Genomic DNA, 21,484 nt, shown 5'->3' on the forward strand with positions numbered 1-21,484 from the left:
CGTACCTTTCAAAGGGAAATGATTGAATTTACTTGTTGTTTAAGAGCTTCTGCAGGTCTGGCGGGAGGGTGTTCGGATCGACGCTCGGGCCGCTTTTGCTGCCCCCGCCCATGCCGGGGAGTCCGCCGGGGCCGGGGCCGTCCAATCCGGGCATACCGCCACCCATACCGCCCATGCCTCCGCCGCCGAACAGCGCGCCGAGGCCCTTCAAGCCGCCCATCTTCTTGATCTGCTTCATGGCGCGGGACATCTCCTGGTGCATCTTGAGCACCTTGTTGACCTCCTGCACCTGCCGCCCGCTGCCCGCCGCGACGCGCTTCTTGCGCTTGGCGTTGAGCAGCGCGGGGTTCGCGCGTTCCTTGCGCGTCATCGAACCGATGATCGCGTCCATGTGGACGAGCACCTTGTCGTCCATCCCGCTGGAAGCCATCGCCGCCTTGGCCTTCTTCATTCCCGGCATCATGCCCGCGAGCATGCCCAGCCCGCCCATGTTCTGCATCTGGCGCAACTGCATCCGCAGATCGTCGAGATCGAACTGGCCCTTGGCCATCTTGCGCGCGAGCGCCTCGGCGTCTTCCTGATTGACCGCCGCGGCGGCCTTTTCGACCAGGCTGACGACATCGCCCATCCCGAGAATGCGGCCCGCCACGCGCTTGGCATCGAAAGCCTCGATCGCGTCGAGCTTCTCGCCCGTGCCGGCGAACTTGATCGGCTTGCCGGTGACGAAACGCATCGACAGCGCCGCGCCGCCGCGCGCATCGCCGTCCATCCGCGTCAGCACGACGCCGGTCAGCGGCACCTCGTCGGTGAAGCTCTTGGCGACATTGACCGCGTCCTGCCCGGTCAGGCTGTCGACCACCAGCAGCACTTCGGTGGGGGTGGACACCCCGGCGACCGCCTTCATCTCGGCCATCAGCGCTTCGTCGACATGCAGCCGGCCCGCGGTGTCGAGCAGCAGCACATCGGCGGATTGCAGCCGGGCGCTTTCCATCGCGCGGCGCGCGATATCGACCGGTTGCTGGCCCGCGATGATCGGCAGCGTCGCGACCGAGGCCTGCTGGCCGAGCACCGCAAGCTGCTCCTGCGCCGCCGGACGATTGACATCGAGCGAGGCCATCAGCGCCTTCTTGCCGTGCTTCTCCTTGAGCAGCTTGGCGATCTTGGCGGTGGAGGTGGTCTTGCCCGAGCCCTGGAGGCCGACCATCATGATCACCACCGGGGGCTTGGCATCGAGATTGAGCGTGGCGGGCTCTTCGCCGCCGAGCATCTCGATCAGCTCGTCGTTGACGATCTTGACGACCTGCTGCCCCGGGGTGACCGAGCGCAGCACGTCCTGGCCGATCGCCTTTTCGGTGACCGCATCGATGAAGCGGCGCACCACGGGGAGCGCGACATCGGCCTCGAGCAGCGCGATCCGCACTTCGCGCATCGCGTCGCGGACATCCTGTTCGGACAGCGCGCCGCGGCCCTTGAGCTTGTCGAAGACGGAGCCGAGCCGATCTGACAGATTGTCGAACATGCTGCACCAACTCCTCTTCGAATGCACCGGGCGCTGCCGCGCGCGATGCCCCGACCATAAGCGAAAAACGCCGGCGGACGAAACCTCGTCGGCCAGCGTGCGGTCCTCATTATAGAGAGAGCCGACTTTTTCTGTCTTCGCCATCTCGCCGGAACCCGGCGTGATGGGAAATGGTGGAGCCTAGCGGGATCGAACCGCTGACCTCAACACTGCCAGTGTTGCGCTCTCCCAGCTGAGCTAAGGCCCCAATCACTTCGCGGATATCGCGCCCTTGCGGGTGCACTATCCTTGCGGGAAGCGCCCTTTATGCAGGACGCTCCCCTTTTGCAACCGCTAAATCAACTCTCTTCGGCGTCTTCGTCGCCCTTGCCCTTGGACACGCCGAGATCGTCGTCGCCGCCGAGATCGACCTCGTTGTCGGGCGAATCGTCGTCCTCGTCGATGTCTTCCAGATCGTCATCGGCCAGATCGGAGTCGGCTTCGCCTTCCTTCTCCTTCTTCTCTTCCTCGAAGGGAATCGGCTGCTTGGACTTGAGAACCGGTTCGGGATTCCATTCCTCGCCGCACTCGATGCAGGTCGCGGGCTCGTCCTTGCCCAGATCGTAGAAGCGGGTGCCGCATTTCGGGCAGGTCCGCTTGGTGCCCCATTCCGGTTTGACCATGTGTAATCCTTGGCTGGACCCCGCCGGTCGCGGCGAGGTTGAATGATTTGTTACATACGTGATGGGATCGCGCTGACCCAGAATCAAGACGGGATATCGGGCGCGCGATCGACTGCGCGCGCGCCTTGCCAGATGGCGATGCCACTGTCAAAGACCGGCGCCTACCCGCCCTCCTCGGCGCGCGGCAAGCCTGCTTTGCTCGCGCGCCCTCCAAACCAAGCGAAAGCCGCGCGTGTCCGCTCACCGCTTCTCCACCCATCGCTTTGTCCCCCAGGGCCCGCTCACCGGTCGCATCCGCGTTCCGGGCGACAAGTCGATCAGCCACCGCGCGCTGATGTTCGCCAGCCTGGCGATCGGCGAGACGCTGATCGACGGTCTGCTCGAGGGCGAGGACGTCCATGCCACCGCGCGCGCGATGCAGCAGATGGGCGCTAGGATCGAGAAGGACGAGGCCGGGCGCTGGCGGGTCCATGGCGTCGGCGTCGGCGGGTTGCTCGAACCGGCTGTTCCGCTTGAGATGGGCAATAGCGGCACCTCGACCCGACTCTTGATGGGCCTGCTCGCCAGCCACGGCTTCCAGGCCAGCTTCACCGGCGATGCCAGCCTTTCCGCGCGGCCGATGGCGCGAGTGATCGCGCCGCTCTCTCAGATGGGCGCGAGCTTTACCGCGCGCGGCGGCGACCGGCTGCCCATCCTTATGGAAGGCGCGCATCCGGCGGTGCCGATCACCTACCGGCTCCCCGTCGCCAGCGCGCAAGTCAAAAGCGCAGTGCTGCTCGCGGCGCTCAACACGCCGGGGATCACCACGGTGATCGAACCCGTGCCGACGCGCGATCACACCGAGCGGATGCTCTCGGCATTCGGGGTCGATGTAACCATCGGCGAGGATAACACCGAGGATGGGGACGGCGCGCGCACCATCGCGATCCACGGACCCTGCGACATGACCCCCTGCACGCTCACCGTGCCCGGCGATCCCTCCTCCGCCGCCTTCTTCGCGGTTGCGGCGCTGCTGGTGCCGGGCAGCGATCTGGTGATCGAGAACGTCGGCCTCAATCCGACTCGCGACGGCATCTTCCGCGTGCTGCGCGCAATGGGCGGATCGATCGAGGAACTCGAGTGCCGCGAGGTGGGCGGCGAACCGGTGGCCGATCTGCGGGTGCGGCATTCCGCGCTCAAGGGGGTGGAGGTCGATTCCGCTATCGCGCCCAGCATGATCGACGAATTCCCCGTGCTGTTCGTCGCCGCCGCGCTCGCCGAGGGGCGCACGGTCACTTCGGGGCTGGAGGAGTTGCGCGTCAAGGAAAGCGACCGGCTGGCGACCATGGCGGCGGCGCTGAGCGCAGTGGGCGCCGGCGTCGAGGAGCGCGCGGACGGGCTGGTGATCGAAGGCTCGGCGGGCAGACCGCTCGCGGGTGGCGGGCCGGTCGCCACTCGGCTCGATCACCGGATTGCAATGAGCATGGCGGTGGCGGGGCTTGCCAGCACCGATGGCGTCGCAATCGACGATGCCGCGCCAATCGCCACCAGCTTTCCGGGCTTTCTCAAGCTGCTGGCTCGGGCCGCGCAGTGATGGCGGCGATGATCCACCCCGATGTCGCCACTTTCGTCGGCTTTCTCGGTATGGCCTGCATCATCGCCGCCTATGCCTATCTCACCTGGAAACCCGAACCCAACCCCTTCCTCCTGCATGGCACCAATCTCGCCGGGGCGGCGCTGCTGACGGTATCGCTGGTGGTCCACACGAATTGGCCCAGCCTGGTGCTGGAAGGATTCTGGGCAGCGATCGCGCTGTGGGGCTTGGCAAAGGCGGTTCGCGACCACAGGAGTAGATCATGATCATCGCCGTCGACGGCCCCACTGCCAGCGGCAAGGGCACCATCGCCAAAGCGCTTTCGGCGCATTTCGGAGTCCCGCATCTGGACACCGGGCTGCTCTACCGCGCAGTCGGGCGGCAGGTGCTGCTGGCCGGGGGCGATCCCGGCGATCCCGACGATGCGCTGGCCGCCTGCCGGTTCGAGGACGCGCTGCTCGAGGATCCGGTGCTGCGCGACGAGGAAACCGGCGGGCTTGCGAGCCGGGTCTCCGTCCACCCGCCAGTGCGCGAGGCGCTGTTCGCCCGTCAGCGCGCTTTTGCCACGCAAGATGGCGGCGCGGTGCTCGACGGACGGGACATCGGCACGGTGATCGCTCCCGAAGCCGCGGCCAAGCTGTTCATCACCGCCAGCGTCGAGGCGCGCGCGCACCGCCGCTTCCTCGAAATGCGCGAGCGCGGGGTGAAGGTTGCGCTGATCGAGATCCAGGACGATCTGCGCCGCCGCGACGAACGCGACCGCAACCGTTCGGTCGCCCCGCTGCGCCCCGCCGAGGACGCGATGGTGATCGACACCAGCGCGCTCGACCGCGACGAGGCGATCGCCGCCGCGATCGAGGCTGTGACTTTCGCAATGGGCGACGCGAAGCGCTGAAGGCGCCGGGATTAGGATTGCCGTTGGGGCACTCCAACAACGGGTCGCCAAACAGTCTCGCGATGCCCGTGTCAGATGTGTCCGACCATCCCGCCACCCGCCTCATTTCGCTTGCCTACAGCACCCGCTTCGGCTAAGCGCGCCGCCGTTCGACGGACAGAATAGGTCCGCGGCAGGTCAAGCGACAGGACCGATGTTTCCGAGGGCGCCCCGCGCCCCGCCGCTCGCTTTTTCGCCGCCATCCCGTTCCGCTCGGAGAGCTTGCGCGACGGCAACCGGCCCCGCGCAAAACGACGGCCTCTTGGCCCACCGATGGCAATTCCGCCTCGGTGGAGAAAAGACCCCGGTAGAACCGGCGGCCGGAAATTCGAATGAACAGGACCACCCCACGCATGGCAACTGCGCCCAATCCCACCCGCGACGATTTCGCGAAAATGCTCGACGAGCAACTCGGCTCTGCCGATGAAGGCGGCTTCGAAGGCCGCGTCGTCAAGGGCACTGTCACCGCCATCGACAATGGCATGGCGACCATCGATGTCGGCCTCAAGAGCGAAGGCCGCGTCGATCTCAAGGAGTTCATGCGCGGCACCGAAGAGCACGGCCTGGCCGTCGGCTCCGAAGTCGAAGTCTATGTCGACCGCGTCGAGAACGCCGATGGCGAAGCGATGCTCAGCCGCGACCGCGCCCGCCGCGAAGCCGCCTGGGACAAGCTGGAAAGCGAGTTCGGCGAAGGCAAGCGCGTCGAGGGCCGCATCTTCGGCCGCGTCAAGGGCGGCTTCACCGTCGATCTCGACGGCGCCGTGGCGTTCCTGCCCGGCAGCCAGGTCGATATTCGTCCGGTCCGCGACATCACCCCGCTGATGGAAATGCCGCAGCCCTTCCAGATCCTCAAGATGGACCGTCGCCGCGGCAATATCGTCGTCTCGCGCCGTGCCGTGCTCGAGGAAACCCGCGCCGAACAGCGCAGCGAGCTTATCAACGATCTCGCCGAGGGGCAGGTCATCGACGGCGTCGTCAAGAACATCACCGATTACGGTGCCTTCGTGGATCTGGGCGGTATCGACGGCCTGCTCCATGTCACCGACATGAGCTACAAGCGCGTCAACCACCCCAGCGAAATGATCGAGATCGGCCAGACCGTGACCGTCCAGATCGTCCGCATCAACGAGGAAACCCAGCGCATCAGCCTCGGCATGAAGCAGCTGGAAAGCGATCCGTGGGACGGCGTCGGCGCCAAGTACCCGATCGGCATGAAGCTCACCGGCACGGTGACCAACATCACCGAATACGGCGCCTTCGTCGAGATCGAAGCCGGCATCGAAGGCCTCGTCCACGTCTCCGAGATGAGCTGGACCAAGAAGAACGTCCACCCGGGCAAGATCGTCAGCACGTCGCAGGAAGTCGACGTGATGGTGCTCGAGGTCGACAGCGAGAAGCGTCGCATCTCGCTCGGCCTCAAGCAGGCCCAGGGCAATCCGTGGGACGATTTCGCCGAGAAATATCCGGTCGGCAGCAAGGTCGAGGGCGAAGTCAAGAACGCCACCGAGTTCGGCCTGTTCATCGGCCTGCCCGGCGACGTCGACGGCATGGTCCACATGTCCGACATCGCCTGGGGCATCTCGGGCGAAGACGCGCTGGCGCTTCACCGCAAGGGTGAAGAGGTCGAGGCGATCGTGCTCGACGTCGACGTCGACAAGGAGCGCATCAGCTTGGGCATGAAGCAGCTCGAAAAGGGTGCGCCGAGCGAAGGCGCCGCCACCGGTTCGCTGCGCAAGGGCGAGACGGTCACCGTCAACGTCCTCGAAGTGCGCGATGGCGGGCTCGAAGTGCAGGTCGGCGAAGACGGCGCGACCGGCTTCATCAAGCGTTCGGATCTCGGCCGCGACCGCGACGAGCAGCGTCCCGACCGCTTCCAGACCGGCCAGAAGATCGATGCGCTGGTCACCGGCTTCGATCGTTCCAAGAAGCCGACCTTCTCGATCAAGGCGCGTCAGATCGCCGACGAGAAGGAAGCCGTGGCGCAGTTCGGTTCGTCCGACTCGGGCGCCTCGCTCGGCGACATCCTCGGTGCCGCGCTGAAGAAGTCCGACGAATCGTAAGAAGCTCACGACAATGAACGGCAAGGCCCGCCCTCCCCATCGGGGAAGGCGGGCCTTTCCTTTTGGGAATGGCCGCGTAGAATTGCGCCATGCTCCAGATTCACCAATTCCCCTGCCTGACCGACAATTACGGTTTCCTGCTCCACGATCCCGCCAGCGGCGAGACCGCGGCGATCGACACCCCCGACGGCGCGGAATACCTCCGCCAGGCTGCGGCCAAGGGCTGGACGATCACGCAGATCTGGAACACCCACTGGCATCCCGATCACGCGGGCGGCAATGCGGCGATCGTCGAGGCGACCGGCGCGACCGTGATTGCGCCTCAGGAAGTCGAGCGGCTGGCACCGATCGATCGCCAAATTGCCGAGGGGGATGTGGTGATGCTGGGCGAACACGAGGCGCGGGTGATCGACGTCTCGGGCCACACCAATGGCCACATCGCCTATCATCTGCCCGCGGACGGCATCGCCTTCGTGGGCGACAGCGTCTTCGCGCTGGGCTGCGGGCGGATGTTCGAGGGCGAGCCGGCGCAGTTCTGGGACAGTCTCCAGCGGATCAAGGCGCTCCCCGCCGAAACGGTGCTCTATTGCGCGCATGAATACACGCAGGCCAACGCCCGCTTCGCGCTCCACGCCGATCCCGGCAATACGGCATTGCAGACCTATGCGCAGGAGATCGACGACAAGCGCGCGCGCGGCGAGCCGACCGTTCCCACCCGGCTCGACCGCGAGCTTGCGACCAACCCCTTCCTGCGCGCGGACGAGCCCGCCTTGCAGGCACGATGGGGGGGAGAAGACCCGGCGCAGACCTTCGCCGCGCTGCGCGCAGGCAAGGACAATTTCTAGCCTGGATCAGGCGGTGGGTGTCCGCTCTTGAAGGCGCTCCGGGTAACCGCGCTCAGCCCCGATCTTTCCGGACTGGCGCTGGCCGATATCCCGCGGCCGGAGCGGGGCCGCGGCGAAGTGCTGGTGCGGGTCCGCGCCGCCTCGCTCAACTATCCCGACCTGCTGATGACGCGCGGCGAGTATCAGTTCAAACCGCCGCTGCCGTTCGTCTCGGGTCTCGAGATGGCGGGCGATGTCGTCGAAGCCGACGCCGAGAGCGGCTTTGCCGCCGGCGATCGTGTCATGGGCGGCGCCAAGACCGGAGCGTTCGCCGAATACGCCGCCCTGCCCCCCGGCGCGCTCCGTCCCGTGCCAGACGGCCTATCCTATCCGCAGGCTGCCGCGATGGGCGCTGCCTACCACACCGCCTATGTGGCGCTGGTCGAACTGGGACAATTGCAGGCGGGCCAGGCGGTGCTGGTCCATGGGGCCAGCGGCGGGGTCGGTCTGGCGGCCTGCGATCTGGCGCGGTCGCTGGGAGCGAGGGTGATCGCCGCCACCCACCGGGGCGACAAGCGCGACGCGCTGGGGGCGATCGCCCGGCCCGACGCGACCATCCTCAACACCGGCAGGTTCCGCGAGGAAGTGGCCGAACTGACCGGAGACCGCCTCTGCGATCTTGTTTTCGATCCAGTCGGCGGCGATGTCTTCGATGAAAGCACGCGCTGCGTCGCATTCGGCGGCAAACTGCTGGTGGTGGGCTTCGTCGCCGGGCGGATACCCGAGATCGCGGTCAACATACCGCTGATCAAGGGGTTCTCTGTCGTGGGAGTGCGCGCCGGCGAATATGCCCGCCGCTTTCCCGAACGTGGCCGGCAGATCGCCGCGGCCATCGACGAACTGGCGAGCGCCGGCAAAATCGCCCCGCATATCGACCGGATTCTGCAGCTCGCCGACTGGCGGGAAGCCTTTCAGGCGATGGAGCGCGGCGAGATCGTCGGTAAGATCGTCCTCGAACCGTAAAGCCTACAGTCCCGAGATGATCTCGTCGGCCAGTTCGCGATCCCTGGCGGCATCGTGCTTTTCGGAGATCAGCTTGCGGCTGGCAGCGGTCGCCGCCCGTGCAGCGCGATTGCGCACGTCTTCGATCGAATCGCGTTCGGCGGCGGCGATCTTGTCCTCCGCCATCCGCTGGCGACGCGCGACCATTTCCGCGCTATCTTCTTCCGCCCGCTGGAGGACCGCACCGGCCTCGGTGCGCGCATTGGCCAGCATCGCTTCGGCATCCTTCTGTGCGTCGGCGATCTTGGCGGCGTATTCGTCGCGCAGGGCCTCGGCCTCCGCGCGCAGCTTCTTGGCTTCGTCGAGCTGCTCGCGGATCGCGGCGATCCGGCTGTCGAGCCCGCCGGCGATGGTCTTGTGCACCTTGGCGCCGAAGAAGGCGATGAGCAGCAGCACCAGCATCGCGATCGAGACCCACTGGTAGGGCGCCAGCCCCATCAGCGTGGGTTCGATGTGCTTGGCCGCGCCGGCGTCGATTTCGGTGTAGGCCGCGCCGGCTTCGGTGGCGAAAACTTCGGGAGCGTTAGCCATGAGCAAGCGATTCCTTAACGGCCTGGGTTGCAACCGGCCGGCTTACCTCGACCCCGGCCAGCCGCCGGACGATGTCCTGCGCGGCATCGGCGGCGACCATCTCGACCTCGTTCATGGCTTCGGTCCGCGCAGTCTCGATCCGCTGCTCGGCCTCGGCCAGCTGCGTATCGAGCCGCTCCTGCGCCTCGGCGAGGTGTTGTTCGGATTTCCTCGCCGCATCGGCCTTGGCCTTGACGACGAGGTCGTGCGCAGCCGCACGATTGGCATTCTCACGTTCACGCCATGCCTCTTCTTCCGCATCGGCGTGGTCACGCGCGAGTTGCGCGGCAGCGAGATCGTCGGAGATCTGCTTGTCGCGCATCGACACGGTTTCCATCACCCGCGGCACCATGCCGCGACCGATCACGAAGAAGGTGAGGCCGAAGAACACCAGCAGCCAGAACAGCTGGCTGGAGAAGGTTTCGGCGGCTTGGGCAATCTGGGGCATGAGGCGTGCTCTTGCAGCGGCCGCGGGCCGGAGCAAGAACCCCGGCCCGCGCCCGATTGTGTTCGTGTCTTAGGCGACGAAGATCAGGATCATCGCGACGACGAAGGCCAGCAGGCCGAGCAGTTCGGCGGCGGCGAAGCCGATGAACAGGCGACCCTGCTGGCCGTCGGCGGCACCCGGATTGCGCAGAGCGCCTTCGAGATACTTGGCAAAGACATTGCCGACGCCGAGCGAAGCGAGTCCGGCTCCGATTGCGGCGAGGCCGGCACCGAGCAGTTTGGCTGCTTCCATTTCCATGAGATATTCCTTTCGTGTGAACGTCGTAGGTGGTTCTTGAGGCTTAGTGAAGGTTCTCGGCGTCGTTGATGTACAGGGCAGTCAACAGCGCGAAGACATAGGCCTGGATGCCGGCGACGAGCAATTCCAGCGCGCAGATGCCGATCATCAGGATGAAACTGGGTACGCCGACCAGCAGGGCGAAGCCGTAGCCTGCGTTGCTGCCGTCGATGACGAAGCTGGACAGCACTTCGAGCAGGATATGACCTGCCATCATCGCGACGAACAGTCGCAGTGCGAGACTGAACGGGCGCACCATGAAGGAGATGAACTCGATCGGCGCGATGAAAGGGATCATCGGCAGCGGGGTGCCGTGCGGCACGAACAGACCGAAGAACTTGAGCCCGTGCTTCCAGAAACCGACCCCAAGTACGATCGAGAACGAGATGACCGCGAGGATACCGGTAACGGTGAAATGGCTGGTGAATGTGAAGGGGTGCACGCCCACCACGCCCAGCGGCATCAGCCCGAGCAGATTGGCGAACAGGATGAACATGAACAGACTGAACACATAGGGCACGTATTTGCGCCCGGCCTTGCCGATATTGGCTTCAAGCATGTCGTCGATAAACCCGGTCAGGCTCTCGACCATCATCTGCCAGCGCCCGGGCACGAGTTCGCGCTTCATGCCCAGCAGCACGAACGCGAACAGCACCACCGTGGTGATCAGCATCCACAGTGCACTGTTGGTGAAGGGGATGGCGTAGCCCGCGACTTCCCATTCCGACGTGCCGCCTAGCGGCTCGATCGTGAACTGGCGCATCGGATCGACCTTGGCTTCTTCTGCCACTTGAAGAAAATCCCTAATCCTGTGGTCCCGAGTTCGGTGCGTTCCCGTCACGGGTACGCTCGTCCGAACTCCTGCTCGCGGAACGAATGACGTTTCTGAAGGCCACGACTATCCCGAGGAACAGTCCGGTCAACAGGCCCCAGGGCAAGGTGCCGAACAGCCAGTCGAACAACCAGCCGAGCACCAGACCGCCGAGAATCCCGCCGAGCAAATCGGCCAGAACGCGGTTGCCGCTGCTGTAATTCGCATCGGCACCCGAACTCCGCGGCTTGTTGCGCTGTTCTTCCCGCTCGCGTGCGGCCTTGAGCCGCGCCTCGAGCGCGTCGATCCGCGCATCTTCGCCGATGGGTTCTCTTGCGGGCTTCTCGTCGCTCATGCCAGCCTCCGTTTGATGGGAATGCGCAGCACGGGCAAAGCCGCCCGCCGAGGGCGCCGACCCCTTAGGCGGGGGTCGGAAACGAGTCAACACGCGGCGCGCCCGTGAGAAGCCCTATCGTAGGCGGGCCGGCACCACCCGGCTGCGCCGCGTCGTTCAGGGGCAGCGCGGATCGCGCTGGGGTGCGCCGGGACCGCGGGTCTGCCAGCTGCCGTCGGGCGCCTGGTACTTTTCCCCCGGGACGGTCTTGAGGATCGCCTGGCATCCGGCGGCAAAAGCGTATTCCTCGAGCGTCGCATTGGCGGCCTGCGCCTTGTCCGAATAGACCGCCCGACGCTTGATGTTGATGCTGTTGACGATCCGCCGCAGAGCCTCGGTTTCCGGCACCACGATCCCGAGATAGCCGTCCATCTTCTCGCCGACATGGCCGGCCGAGCGGGCGTTGTCGTAGGCGGGATCGCGCTGCGCGAAAGCAGGCGCAGCAAGCGCGCCGAGGGCGAGCGTCGCGCCGGCAAAACCCAGCGCCGATTTGGTCAGTCTGTTCATCATGTCACCTCTGGTGCGAATGTCGCGCGGGTCGGTCTAGCACTGCGGATCAGAAGATGTCCGCGTTTTCTTCGATCGTATTGCCTGCATCGGCGGCCAGCCGGTAGATCACCTCTTGACGGATGTTCACGTTGAGCTCGATGACGATCGCGTCCTCGGGCGCGTTGACCGTGATGCATCCTCCCAGCGCCAGCGCGCCCAAGATCGGCAACGCCTTTCCGATTGCGCCCGCCTTGCGGCCCCGCTGGCTGTCCACCCCCTGCGCCCATGCCCGCTGCATGATGCCGGGTGTCGCAAGCCGCGCGCGGCCCGTCAATTCTTGCCCTGTCATAGCGCTCACTCGCTTTCCTGCTCCTGAATGGTGACTTCCGCCGCGAACGGATCGTCCGGGTCGTCTTCCGGTCCCGCTTCCTCGCCGGTGATCTCGCGCCGGATCAACCGGCTGCCGTCGTCGGACAGCAGCCCCAGTTCGCGAGGATCGCGCACCGCTGCGGGATCGTAGAGCGATTTCATCGAATTGATGAGCTGATAGAATTGCGCGCGGATGTTGATCCGGAACCGCAAGGGCAGACGCGCCAGCCGCCGGGTGATGAAATTGCTCGCGGTGCCCTCACCCTGGCTGATCCCGTCGAACCGCACCCTCGTGACGATTTCGCCGGTCAGCGGCCCCTCCATCACCAGGCGCATTCGCGAATAGTCGAGGCTGCGCAGCGCGTCGAAGGCGAAATCGGCCATCGGCGAAAGGTCCTCGTAGGTAAGCTCGCCGACATAGGAGATGTTGCCGCCGGGCGCGCGCGAGACCAGTTCGCCCTCGTCGATCCGGCCGTTTCCCGAGACGTCGAAGACGATCGGGACCGTGCCGTCGAAAATGCCCGTCGCCGCCAGATTGCCGATATCCATCTGTTCGACGAAGACCCCCGCATCGAGCCCGACGATCTCGAAGACATAGCGCCGCTGTTCCGAGATCCCGAAATTGAGATCGACCTCGCGCAGGATGAGTTCGCCCCCCATGAACGGCCAGCGCCCGCCTTCGACCGACAGCAATGTCCAATCGCGAAGCGCGAAATCCAGCGTGCCATCAGTGACCTCGACCCCGGGATTGACCGATCCGATGCTCAATCGCTGATCGGGAGCCGTGGTCAGGCTCAGCAGGTCGGTGAACACGATCCTGCCGCTGGCTCCGCGCACCGGACCGAAGGCAGCCGCGAAATCGAATTCCTCGGTTTCGAGAACCCCCGAACTGGTGACGCCGGCCTCGTCCCATTCGACACGGCCGGTACCCGCGATCAGGCCATCGGCATTTGCGATCACGCCCAGCGCCAGCCGCGAGAGATCGTCGGGCTGTAGCTGACGATCGAATCGCAGCCCCGCCACGGCAAGCTCCGCCTCGCCCCGACCGGTCGAAAGATCGTGGTGGATATCCACCGCGGTCACCACCCGGTCGCTGCCCGGATGGCGCAATTCGGCAAAGGCGGTGATGATGTTTTCGACGAGCGTGAGCCGTGCTTCGCGCGCTTCGAGCGGCTCGAATCGGTGGGGCTCCGCACGATCGACCAGCCGGAAGCTGCCGCCGGTCAGATCCAGCTGTCCCTCGGCATAGCGCCATTCGCCGCTGGTGCCGCGAATATCGAGCGGTACCGCGTGGAGCGTGACGTCGGCGTCGGCGAACCGACCCCCGATCACATCGCCGAAGCGGGCATCGAGGTTATCTATGGCGAAGCGGCTGGCGGTGTCCGCCGGGCCCAGCGACGCATCGATCCGACGTGCGGTGAGGACCCCGGGATAGGCGAAACCGACCGCGCCGGCGGACAGACGGATCGGCGTGGCGCCCAGCCTGCCCGCAAGATCGAGCCGGGGCGCGCCCGCCGCGATCCGCACGCCTTGCGGTCCGTTCTCGACGATTGCGCGACCCGGCGGCGGGCACACAGTCAACGACTGCCGATCGAGATTGAGGTTGGAGAATTGCAGCTGCGCGAAGCGGATGTCCGTGCATTCCCGCCACAGCGCCAGCGAGCGACCGGGCGACCACCGCCCCGAAAGCGGCAACTGCAACTCGCGCCCCGAGCCATCTGGGAGCGCGCCGCTCATCAGGGCCTCGCCGGTGAAGTCGAAGCCCCCATCGGCGCGCTGGGCCAGCGCCAGCCGCGGGATGGCGATCTCCGAACCGTCCGCCTCGTAGGGCGCCATCGCCAGCCGGAAAACCAACGCGCCGGCACCGCCGCTCTCCATGCGGCCGCTCATGGTGGGCAGATCCGAACCGCCCATGGCGAAATTTCCCGAGAACCGCGCCGGAGCCTCCCCTGCTTGGCTGGCTTGGATCTGCGAGAGAGACACGAGTTTCCGGCCACTGCCCCCCCGCAATTCGCCTTGTGCCATAAACAGCGCGATCCCGCCCTCTTTCCGACGCGCGGTCAGGTCTGCGGTGAAAGCGCTTCCCTGCGCCTCGCGCCGCAAAGCCGCAGCGATCCGGCGAACGATCGGCTCGACCAGTGTGCCCGCCCCCGTCCCCGCCAGTCCCGACAGTGCCGCTTCGGCCTGACGCCCGGGGCGCAGGCCATTCGCCTCGACATCGCCCCTCCAGGTCGCATTCGCGAAGCCAGATGTCGCGCGCGCGGTGCCCTCCAGCGTCAGAAGCGCACCGGACACTTGCGGCGTATCGACGCCGCGAAGCGCCAGGGTGTGGTTCGCGGCGAAGATGCCATCGCGCCAGCTTGCGCGCATGGTCCCGTCGAGCCCCTTCGCCGAAAAGCCGCTGCCGGCGATTCGGCTCGACTGCAGCGATGCGCGGCCGCTGAAATCCCTGAGATCCGAGCTCGCCTTCGCCCGCACACCCGCTGCGAACTGCGCCAGCGTGAGCGCACCGCACGCTCCCGAGCCAAGCCGAACCGGACCGGTGAAGGCGGGTTCGCCATCAGCGGTCGTCAGCCTGCCATAGACGCTCGCCTGGCGCAGCGCGCAGCCGGGCAGATCGAGCGCGGGTGCGGCGGCGGCGGCGATTCCGGAGAAACCGTCGTCGATCCGGCCCTCGCCCTCCAGCTTGATGCCGATCGGACCGTAAGCGGTCTCGAGCAGCCCACGCCCGTCGCGCACCGCGAGATTCAGCTCGGGCAGCCCCGGCTCCCCGTCGGTCTCGGCGAAGATCAGCGGATCGAGAGATCCGAAACTCGGCGTCGATCCCCGCAGCACCCCGTAGAGGCGCGGCTTGAACAGGATAACCCGCTCGATCGTGGGGGTGCCGAAACGGTGGCGCAGGCGCAGTTCCACGCGTTCGGCGGTGAAATCGGGCTGCGCCGGATCGCCCAGCACGATATTGGTCAGGATTTGCCTCTGCGCGCCGATCTCGGCGATGTCGTAGCTCGCAGGGATGTCGTAGAGCGCGAGCTGGTCCTCGATGATGTCGCCCGCGATGCGTTCGCGCATCAGCCATGTGGCGAGCACCGCCAGCAGCATCGCCAGCACGATGCCGAGCGGACCCATCCAGCGTTTCTTGCGCCAACGCGACCGCCGTTCGCGAGGCTGCTCCGCCTCTGCGGTCGCTTGGGTATCGGCCCCGTCCATTTGCCTGCCCTTGCGCGCAAGCCCGGTGAAAGGCAATGCAGCGTCGATCAACGTCGAGCGGAGCAAAGGGATTGCCGCAGGAGACGGGCAGAAAACCGATCCACCCCGGCAGCGGCCATCCCGGCAGCGGTCACCGCGCCCGGCTGCGCGAGCGGCTGCTTGCCGGTGGCCCCGATGCGCTTGCCGACTACGAATTGCTCGAATTCCTGCTCTTCGCTGCGGCACGCCAGGGCGACACCAAACCTACGGCGAAGGCGCTGATCGCGCATTTCGGTTCGATCTCCGCGGTGCTTAGCGCGGAGCCGGCGGCATTGAAGCAGGTCAAGGGTGTCGGCGACGCCGGTGCCGCAGCCTTACGGAGCGTTTCGCTCGCGGCGCGGCGTATGGCCAGGGGACGGGTGCAGAACGCGCCGGTGCTGGGCAGCTGGCAGGCGCTGCTGGATTACCTCGCGCTCGACATGGCGCATCTCAACCACGAGCGCGTGCGGGTGCTGTTCCTCAATTCGCAGAACCGCCTCGTGCTCGACCATCTCGCCAGCGAAGGTTCGATAGACCAGGCGGCGATTCATCCGCGCGAGGTGATCCGCAAGGCCTTCGACATCGGCGCCACCGCGCTGATCCTGGTCCACAACCACCCCAGCGGCAGCCCCGAACCCAGCCGCGCCGATATCGACATCACCAACCGCATCGCCGAGGCCGGTCGCCATCTCGACATCACCGTCCACGACCATGTGATCGTCGGGGGCGACAGCCATGTTTCCCTACGGGCGAAGGGCCTGATCTAGGACCAAGGGTTCGAGAGGCCAGTAGCTAGGGCGTCAGCCCCCAGGCGGCATATTGACGCTCGACGCTCGGCTTCATGATCTTGGCCTCCGCGATCGAGGCCTGTCCGGCCTTTCTGTCTCCCATGGCGATCAGGATCAGGCCCTTGAGGAAGCGGGTGTCGGGCATCTCGCGGTATTCGCCCAGCGCTGCGTTCGCATCGGTCAGAGCCGCTTCGTAATTGCCGAGGCGATAATGCGCCAGTGCCCGGCTATCGAGCGCGGACGGCGAGAAGTCGGATTTCTCGACCGCCCCGACACAGGTTTCGAGAACCTCGGCGGTCACGAGATTCCACTTGCCGCTCTCCCAGCACAGCGTGTTGAGCAGATCGCCATCGCCCGGCCTGGCGGCGAGCGTGGAACGGATCAGTTCGATTCCCTCTCGAGGATTTCCAGCCCATCCCAAGGCGACGCCGAGAACCTCGTCCGCCTCGTGCGGTGCTTCGGCAAAAGCGGCATAATCCTCGGCAAGAGCCCGGGCTTCCTCACCACGGCCGAGCAGACCAAGCATCTCGATCTGGCTGGAATAGGTGCTGCCGTCCGGCTCGCTATCTTCGGCCAGGCGAAGATCCTCCAGGGCCGCCTCCAATTCGCCCAGCATGAAGCGAGCGCTGGCGCGGGCGAAGTAGAGATCGGCTGTCGGGTCCATGGCGATGGCCGCATCATAGTCCGCGATGCTGCCTGCGTGATCGAACGTACCGCTGCGGAAGGCGGCGCGGTTCATCAGAGCGGAGCTGTCGAATTCCTCCGCATCCTCGATTAGCGCGGCGTAGGCTTCTTCCAGAGCGGCAAGCGCCGATCGGTCGGTGCCGTAATCCCACTGACGCCGTGTGGTGGCGGGCGCGCGGGCGATTGGGAGTGCCCGCAGATGTTGCGCCAACTGGCGCTTGACCGCCGTCAGTTCCGAGGCGGGCAGTTCTTCACGATAGGCGCGTCGCGACTGACTCAGCGTCAACCTCTCTCCCGTCAGCGTCACATCCGAACGAACTTCGACCCCGCCGATCTCCTGTTCGATTGGCTCGGCATTGCGAAGGGTGAAGCCCTCGCCCGCTTCCGGGAGCAATATCTCGAGCTCGGTCGCGACGTAATAGGGGCCGTTCAAACGCACCGGAATGTCCCGCCATTCCGAGCGGGCACGAGAGGCGTCGAAGTCGATCTGCGCCGCCACCTGGGCCGGAGGAGAGAGTTCGTAGATGCCGCGCTCCTGTTTCCAGGGCGAGGTCATCACCCCGCTCGCGGTGATTGTCGCCAGACCGGGCTGGTCGTCATAGGCAACCGTGTAGTCGACAATCTGCACCGGGCCGAGCTCGGAAGCGACGACCTTGTAGACTGCGTCGCGCTGCAATTTGCCTTCGTCCAGATCGGCGGTCGAGCGCAATTGTGCACCCATCGACCCGCTGCGGACGATCTCGATATCGAACAGGGCGGGAACCCCGACCCCGGCACTCTGGTCCAGTGTGATCCGGATCACCTGGTCCGGCATGGATTGAGGGCGTTCGTCCAGTTCGACGAGCTCCGCGCCGCCTTCGCGCAGCGGAAGCGCGTGAAAGAAACGGGGGACCTCGTCGATGTTCGCCAGCCGGGTGCCGGCACTCGTCCCGTCGAGCCAGTAGTTCCGGCCTGCGATCCAGGCGCGCACGATGACGTGATCGAAACTGCTCGCCATCGGCAACAGTTCGGCCACCGCATCGCCGCCATTGCTGCGAACCAGCGCAGCCTCGCCGTCGATCCCGAGGTCGCGTAGCATCGCGAGCAGGAGATAGGTTTTCGCCTTGCAGTCGCCGTAGCGATAATCCCAGGTTTCCTGCGGCGACTGGGGGAGATAATTGCCTCCCGCCATCCCGTTCGCGAGATAGCTGATCTTGTCCTGCACGAGACGGGTTGCGAGCGCAGCGCGCTCGAGCGGATCGTCGGTCTGCGCAGCGATCTCCGCGACTTCGGCGGCCAGCGCACTATCCGGCGCGATCGTGCCTTGGGTGCGATAGAGCGGCGCCATCACCGCGGAGACTTCGGCGTAATCCGCAAAGCTGGTGACCTGCACCATCGGACCCAGCAGATAGCGAAACGGAGCGCTGTCGGGCTTTTCGGGTGCTTTGGCCAACGGCAGATCGATATCGATCACGCGATATCCGCCGCTGGTTTGCGGGACAATTTCGGCGTCGACACCGCCGATCTTCCATTCGATGTCCAATTCCTCGGGCCAGGATACGACTACCCTGCCATTCTCCAGCGGGATCGGCTCGGCGATCAGCTGGTCGGTCCATTGAACCTCGCGACCCAGCGCCTGATCGGATACTGTTGTGGAGAAAGCCATCCGCAGCACATCGCCGATCTGCGCGCCCGAAAGCGGCATCGTCGCAGTCAGCAGACCGTTGAGCTCCCGCTGCTCAAGGCGCGCCTCCCGCCGCAGCACCTCGAAGCGAGTGCCGCCGGCCAGCACGTCGATCACCTCGTCGCCGCGCAGCAATTCGACCCGGTGGACGGTCAGATCGCCCTTGTCCGGGAACCACGCCGTCTGAAGCGTCCCCATCTGCGTCAGCATTTCCGGAGAATCGAGCCTGATCGCAGCGTCGGTGTAGACCCACAGCCGCCCTTCTTCCAACCGCACCTGCTTTTCCGCCAGCAGCAGCGGATTGCGACTTTCGCGCATCTCATCCAGCTCGGCGACCTCGGCCCAGGAGGGCGGCGTGTCGTAGAGCGGAACCTCCCCGGCGTAGGCCGGAAAGACGATAAAGGCGGCGCAAGATGTGGCAAGCGCGGCGGCGACCCTGTTGAATTGCATGCTGTTCCCCCGACCGGGCGTCCCACCCCGGCTTCGAGCGACACTGCCCCGTAGTCTCGCAAAGATCAATCGTCTGGCGAATGCAGCCGACTTGCCAAGCGGGCAGCGGCCTTCTAGCCGCGCAGCGATCCCCCTGCCCCCGGAGTTTCCCATGGTCCCCCGTTACGCCCGCCCCGCCATGACCGCCATCTGGGAACCCGAGGCGAAATATCGCATCTGGTTCGAGATCGAGGCGCATGCGACGCAGAAGCTGGGCGAATTGGGCGTGGTGCCGGAAGCAGCCGGCAAGGCGCTGTGGGACTGGTGGGCCACCGACCCGCAAATCGATGTCGAGGCGATCGACGCGATCGAGGCGGTCACCAAGCACGATGTCATCGCCTTCCTCACCTGGGTGTCAGAACAGGTCGCGGCGCATTCGGGGCAGGACTGGGCGCGGTTCATGCATCAGGGCATGACCAGCTCCGACGTGCTCGACACCACGCTGGCAGTCCAGCTGGCGCGCGCCACCGATCTGCTGCTCGAGGACATGGACGGGCTGCTCGCCGCGCTTCGGACCCGGGCCATGGAGCACAAATACACCCCCACCATCGGGCGCAGCCACGGCATCCACGCCGAGCCGGTGACCTTCGGCCTCAAGCTGGCACAGGCCTATGCCGAGTTCGAACGCTGCCGCGCCCGGCTCTGGGATGCGCGCGCCGAGATCGCCACCTGCGCGATCTCGGGTGCGGTCGGCACCTTTGCCAATGTCGATCCGGAGGTGGAAGCCTATGTCGCCCAGAAACTCGGACTGGTCCCGGAGACGATTTCGACCCAGGTGATCCCGCGCGACCGCCACGCAATGTATTTCGCCACGCTGGCGGTGGTCGCCGGATCGATCGAGCGGATGGCGGTCGAGATCCGCCATCTCCAGCGCACCGAGGTGCTCGAAGCGGAGGAATATTTCTCGCCCGGCCAGAAGGGTTCGAGCGCAATGCCGCACAAGCGCAATCCGATCCTCACCGAGAACCTCACCGGGCAGGCGCGGATGATCCGCGCCTATGCCCTACCCGCGCTGGAGAACGTGGCGCTGTGGCACGAACGCGACATCTCGCATTCTTCGGTCGAGCGCTTTATCGGCCCCGACGCCACCGTTACGCTCGATTTCGCGCTCGCGCGGCTGACGGGGGTCATCGAAAAGCTGCTGGTGTACCCTGCGCGGATGCAGGCGAATATGGATCGGATGGGCGGGCTCGTCCATTCGCAGCGGGTACTGCTGGCGCTCACCCAGGCCGGGGTCAGCCGCGAGAACGCCTATGCCATCGTCCAGCGCAACGCCATGAAGGTGTGGGACTCGGACGGGCGGCTGCAATTGCTCGACCTGCTCAAGCAGGATTCCGAGGTCGCCGCCGCGCTGCCCGAAGGCGAGCTCGAGGAGAAGTTCGACCTCGACTATCACTTCAAGCATGTCGACACGTTGTTCGCGCGGGTGTTCGATGAGCAGCCGGAAGGCTGAGCTTGCGGCTTTACGCAATCGTCGCCCGAGCCTAGCATCGGCGCCTCGAAGCAGGAAGGAATGGAGGCCATGCAGATCATTCGCACGCTCGTATGGGTGCTGATTCTGGTGATGCTGCTCGTCTTTACGGCCTTCAACTGGCGACCGGTCGAAGTGACGATCTGGACCAACACCGTCCTGGAAACCAAGATCCCGGCGCTGGCGATCGCCGCCTTCCTGCTGGGGCTGGTGCCGATGTGGCTGATCCATCGCGGTACCAAATGGCGGCTGGAACGGCGCATCGCGGCGCTGGAATCGGCGGCGCGGGTCGGCAGCCGCTCGCGCGCGCCGACGCAGCCCGATGCGGTGGCCAACCCGGCGCCTACGCGGCCAACCTCTGAATCTACCGTTCCGCTGAGCCCGGCGCCGACTTCGCCAACTCCTTCGACTTCCTCGCCAGTGACGACCAACCCATGAGCAATCCAGTCTATCTCGCGCTCGACGAACCCCGGCTTGACGAAGCGCATACGCTCGCCGAGCGCGCCAAGCCGCATATCGGCGGGGTCAAGCTGGGGATGGAATTCTTCTACGCGCACGGCCATCACGGCGTGCTCGACATTGCGCATCTCGGCCTGCCGATCTTCCTCGATCTCAAGCTGCACGACATCCCCAATACTGCCGCGCGGGCCATGCAGGCCGTGGCTGTGCTCGAGCCCGCCATCGTCACCGTCCATGCCAGCGGCGGGCGCGCGATGATGGAGGATGCCAAGGCGGCCGCCGGTGAACAGTGCAAGGTGGTGGCGGTGACCATGCTCACTAGCCTCGACGAGCGCGATCTCGCGCGCACCGGGGTTGCAGGTTCGCCTCACGATCATGTCATGCGCCTTGCCGATCTGGCGCGCGAGTCCGGGCTCGACGGAATCGTGTGTTCGGGCCGCGAGGTCGCGGCCGTGCATCGCGAATGGAAGGATGGCTTCCTGGTCGTCCCGGGCCTGCGCCCCGCGGGCAGCGCGGCGGGCGACCAGAAGCGCATCGTCACCCCGCGCCAGGCGCGCGACGACGGAGCGAGCGTGCTGGTGATCGGTCGGCCGATCAGCCGGGCTGCCGATCCCCGGCAGGCGGCGAGAGACATCGAAGCGACATTGTAGGATA

The 21,484-nt window shown here is 65.9% G+C and carries 21 protein-coding genes and 1 tRNA gene; 10 read left to right on the top strand and 12 right to left on the bottom strand.

Annotated elements, in window-relative coordinates; genetic code table 11:
• Positions 1-28: 28 nt before the first annotated feature.
• The 3 genes from ffh to Q9K01_RS08305 all read right to left on the bottom strand — a co-directional run bounded on the left by ffh (position 29) and on the right by Q9K01_RS08305 (position 2,181).
• Positions 29-1,519 carry a signal recognition particle protein gene (gene ffh / locus Q9K01_RS08295; RefSeq protein WP_305929740.1) on the bottom strand — a complete coding sequence of 497 codons (1,491 nt, stop codon included), beginning with the start codon at positions 1,517-1,519 and terminating at the stop codon, positions 29-31.
• A 171-nt stretch (positions 1,520-1,690) separates the two neighbouring features.
• Positions 1,691-1,766: transfer RNA gene (locus tag Q9K01_RS08300), tRNA-Ala, on the bottom strand.
• 91 nt (positions 1,767-1,857) lie between these two features.
• On the bottom strand, positions 1,858-2,181 hold the full coding sequence (locus Q9K01_RS08305) for a TIGR02300 family protein (RefSeq protein WP_305929741.1): 324 nt from the start codon (positions 2,179-2,181) through the stop codon (positions 1,858-1,860).
• A 232-nt stretch (positions 2,182-2,413) separates the two neighbouring features.
• Between Q9K01_RS08305 and aroA the strand changes: the two genes are divergently transcribed.
• The 6 genes from aroA (at position 2,414) to Q9K01_RS08335 (ending at position 8,595) form a co-directional block, all read left to right on the top strand.
• Positions 2,414-3,754 carry a 3-phosphoshikimate 1-carboxyvinyltransferase gene (gene aroA / locus Q9K01_RS08310; protein WP_305929742.1) on the top strand — a complete coding sequence of 447 codons (1,341 nt, stop codon included), beginning with the start codon at positions 2,414-2,416 and terminating at the stop codon, positions 3,752-3,754.
• Positions 3,754-4,020, top strand: a complete 267-nt coding sequence (locus Q9K01_RS08315; RefSeq protein ID WP_422785302.1) for a CBU_0592 family membrane protein — start codon at positions 3,754-3,756, stop codon at positions 4,018-4,020. Before aroA ends, Q9K01_RS08315 begins: the two co-directional genes overlap by 1 nt.
• On the top strand, positions 4,017-4,649 hold the full coding sequence (gene cmk, locus Q9K01_RS08320) for a (d)CMP kinase (RefSeq protein WP_305929743.1): 633 nt from the start codon (positions 4,017-4,019) through the stop codon (positions 4,647-4,649). The genes Q9K01_RS08315 and cmk overlap by 4 nt, the downstream gene beginning before the upstream one ends.
• 392 nt (positions 4,650-5,041) lie before the next feature.
• Positions 5,042-6,748: a 30S ribosomal protein S1 gene (rpsA, locus tag Q9K01_RS08325; RefSeq protein WP_305929906.1), complete on the top strand. Its 1,707-nt coding sequence runs from the start codon at positions 5,042-5,044 to the stop codon at positions 6,746-6,748.
• Between the two features lie 89 nt (positions 6,749-6,837).
• A complete protein-coding gene (gene gloB, locus Q9K01_RS08330) occupies positions 6,838-7,593 on the top strand; it encodes a hydroxyacylglutathione hydrolase (RefSeq protein WP_305929744.1) in 756 nt (251 codons plus the stop codon).
• Between the two features lie 27 nt (positions 7,594-7,620).
• Entirely contained in the window at positions 7,621-8,595 is a 975-nt protein-coding gene (locus Q9K01_RS08335; protein ID WP_305929745.1) for an NADPH:quinone oxidoreductase family protein, read from the top strand.
• 3 nt (positions 8,596-8,598) lie between these two features.
• On the opposite strand, the gene Q9K01_RS08340 is transcribed toward Q9K01_RS08335, so the two are convergent.
• The 8 genes from Q9K01_RS08340 to Q9K01_RS08375 all read right to left on the bottom strand — a co-directional run bounded on the left by Q9K01_RS08340 (position 8,599) and on the right by Q9K01_RS08375 (position 15,258).
• Positions 8,599-9,165 (bottom strand): F0F1 ATP synthase subunit B family protein, encoded by a 567-nt coding sequence (locus Q9K01_RS08340; protein ID WP_305929746.1) that lies wholly within the window; start codon positions 9,163-9,165, stop codon positions 8,599-8,601.
• Entirely contained in the window at positions 9,158-9,652 is a 495-nt protein-coding gene (locus Q9K01_RS08345; RefSeq protein WP_305929747.1) for a F0F1 ATP synthase subunit B family protein, read from the bottom strand. Before Q9K01_RS08345 ends, Q9K01_RS08340 begins: the two co-directional genes overlap by 8 nt.
• Positions 9,653-9,721: 69 nt before the next feature.
• On the bottom strand, positions 9,722-9,949 hold the full coding sequence (locus Q9K01_RS08350) for a F0F1 ATP synthase subunit C (protein WP_305929748.1): 228 nt from the start codon (positions 9,947-9,949) through the stop codon (positions 9,722-9,724).
• A gap of 43 nt (positions 9,950-9,992) precedes the next feature.
• Positions 9,993-10,778 (bottom strand): F0F1 ATP synthase subunit A, encoded by a 786-nt coding sequence (locus Q9K01_RS08355; protein WP_305929749.1) that lies wholly within the window; start codon positions 10,776-10,778, stop codon positions 9,993-9,995.
• Between the two features lie 13 nt (positions 10,779-10,791).
• Positions 10,792-11,154, bottom strand: coding sequence for an AtpZ/AtpI family protein (locus tag Q9K01_RS08360; RefSeq protein ID WP_305929750.1), 363 nt, complete (start codon positions 11,152-11,154; stop codon positions 10,792-10,794).
• 156 nt (positions 11,155-11,310) lie between these two features.
• Positions 11,311-11,703 (bottom strand): YdbL family probable chaperone protein, encoded by a 393-nt coding sequence (locus Q9K01_RS08365; RefSeq protein ID WP_305929751.1) that lies wholly within the window; start codon positions 11,701-11,703, stop codon positions 11,311-11,313.
• A gap of 46 nt (positions 11,704-11,749) precedes the next feature.
• Positions 11,750-12,031: a YnbE family lipoprotein gene (locus Q9K01_RS08370; protein ID WP_305929907.1), complete on the bottom strand. Its 282-nt coding sequence runs from the start codon at positions 12,029-12,031 to the stop codon at positions 11,750-11,752.
• Between the two features lie 5 nt (positions 12,032-12,036).
• The gene (locus Q9K01_RS08375; RefSeq protein WP_305929752.1) at positions 12,037-15,258 is read right to left on the bottom strand and encodes an intermembrane phospholipid transport protein YdbH family protein; all 3,222 of its coding nucleotides are present in this window, start codon (positions 15,256-15,258) and stop codon (positions 12,037-12,039) included.
• A gap of 71 nt (positions 15,259-15,329) precedes the next feature.
• Here Q9K01_RS08375 and radC point away from each other — a divergent pair, with 71 nt between their 5' ends.
• Positions 15,330-16,043: a RadC family protein gene (gene radC, locus Q9K01_RS08380; protein ID WP_305929753.1), complete on the top strand. Its 714-nt coding sequence runs from the start codon at positions 15,330-15,332 to the stop codon at positions 16,041-16,043.
• A 25-nt stretch (positions 16,044-16,068) separates the two neighbouring features.
• Here the strand turns inward: radC and Q9K01_RS08385 are convergent, their stop codons facing one another.
• Positions 16,069-18,861, bottom strand: a complete 2,793-nt coding sequence (locus Q9K01_RS08385) for a DUF3857 domain-containing protein (protein WP_305929754.1) — start codon at positions 18,859-18,861, stop codon at positions 16,069-16,071.
• 151 nt (positions 18,862-19,012) lie between these two features.
• Between Q9K01_RS08385 and purB the strand changes: the two genes are divergently transcribed.
• Genes purB through pyrF form a run of 3 tightly spaced genes read left to right on the top strand, consistent with a single transcriptional unit; the run spans position 19,013 to position 21,480 of the window.
• Positions 19,013-20,353 (top strand): adenylosuccinate lyase, encoded by a 1,341-nt coding sequence (gene purB, locus Q9K01_RS08390; protein ID WP_305929755.1) that lies wholly within the window; start codon positions 19,013-19,015, stop codon positions 20,351-20,353.
• Between the two features lie 60 nt (positions 20,354-20,413).
• The gene (locus Q9K01_RS08395; RefSeq protein WP_305929756.1) at positions 20,414-20,809 is read left to right on the top strand and encodes a LapA family protein; all 396 of its coding nucleotides are present in this window, start codon (positions 20,414-20,416) and stop codon (positions 20,807-20,809) included.
• Positions 20,806-21,480 (top strand): orotidine-5'-phosphate decarboxylase, encoded by a 675-nt coding sequence (gene pyrF / locus Q9K01_RS08400; RefSeq protein WP_305929757.1) that lies wholly within the window; start codon positions 20,806-20,808, stop codon positions 21,478-21,480. Before Q9K01_RS08395 ends, pyrF begins: the two co-directional genes overlap by 4 nt.
• Positions 21,481-21,484 lie beyond the last annotated feature (4 nt).

It is taken from the genome of Qipengyuania benthica (assembly GCF_030717865.1).
Lineage (GTDB): Bacteria > Pseudomonadota > Alphaproteobacteria > Sphingomonadales > Sphingomonadaceae > Qipengyuania > Qipengyuania benthica.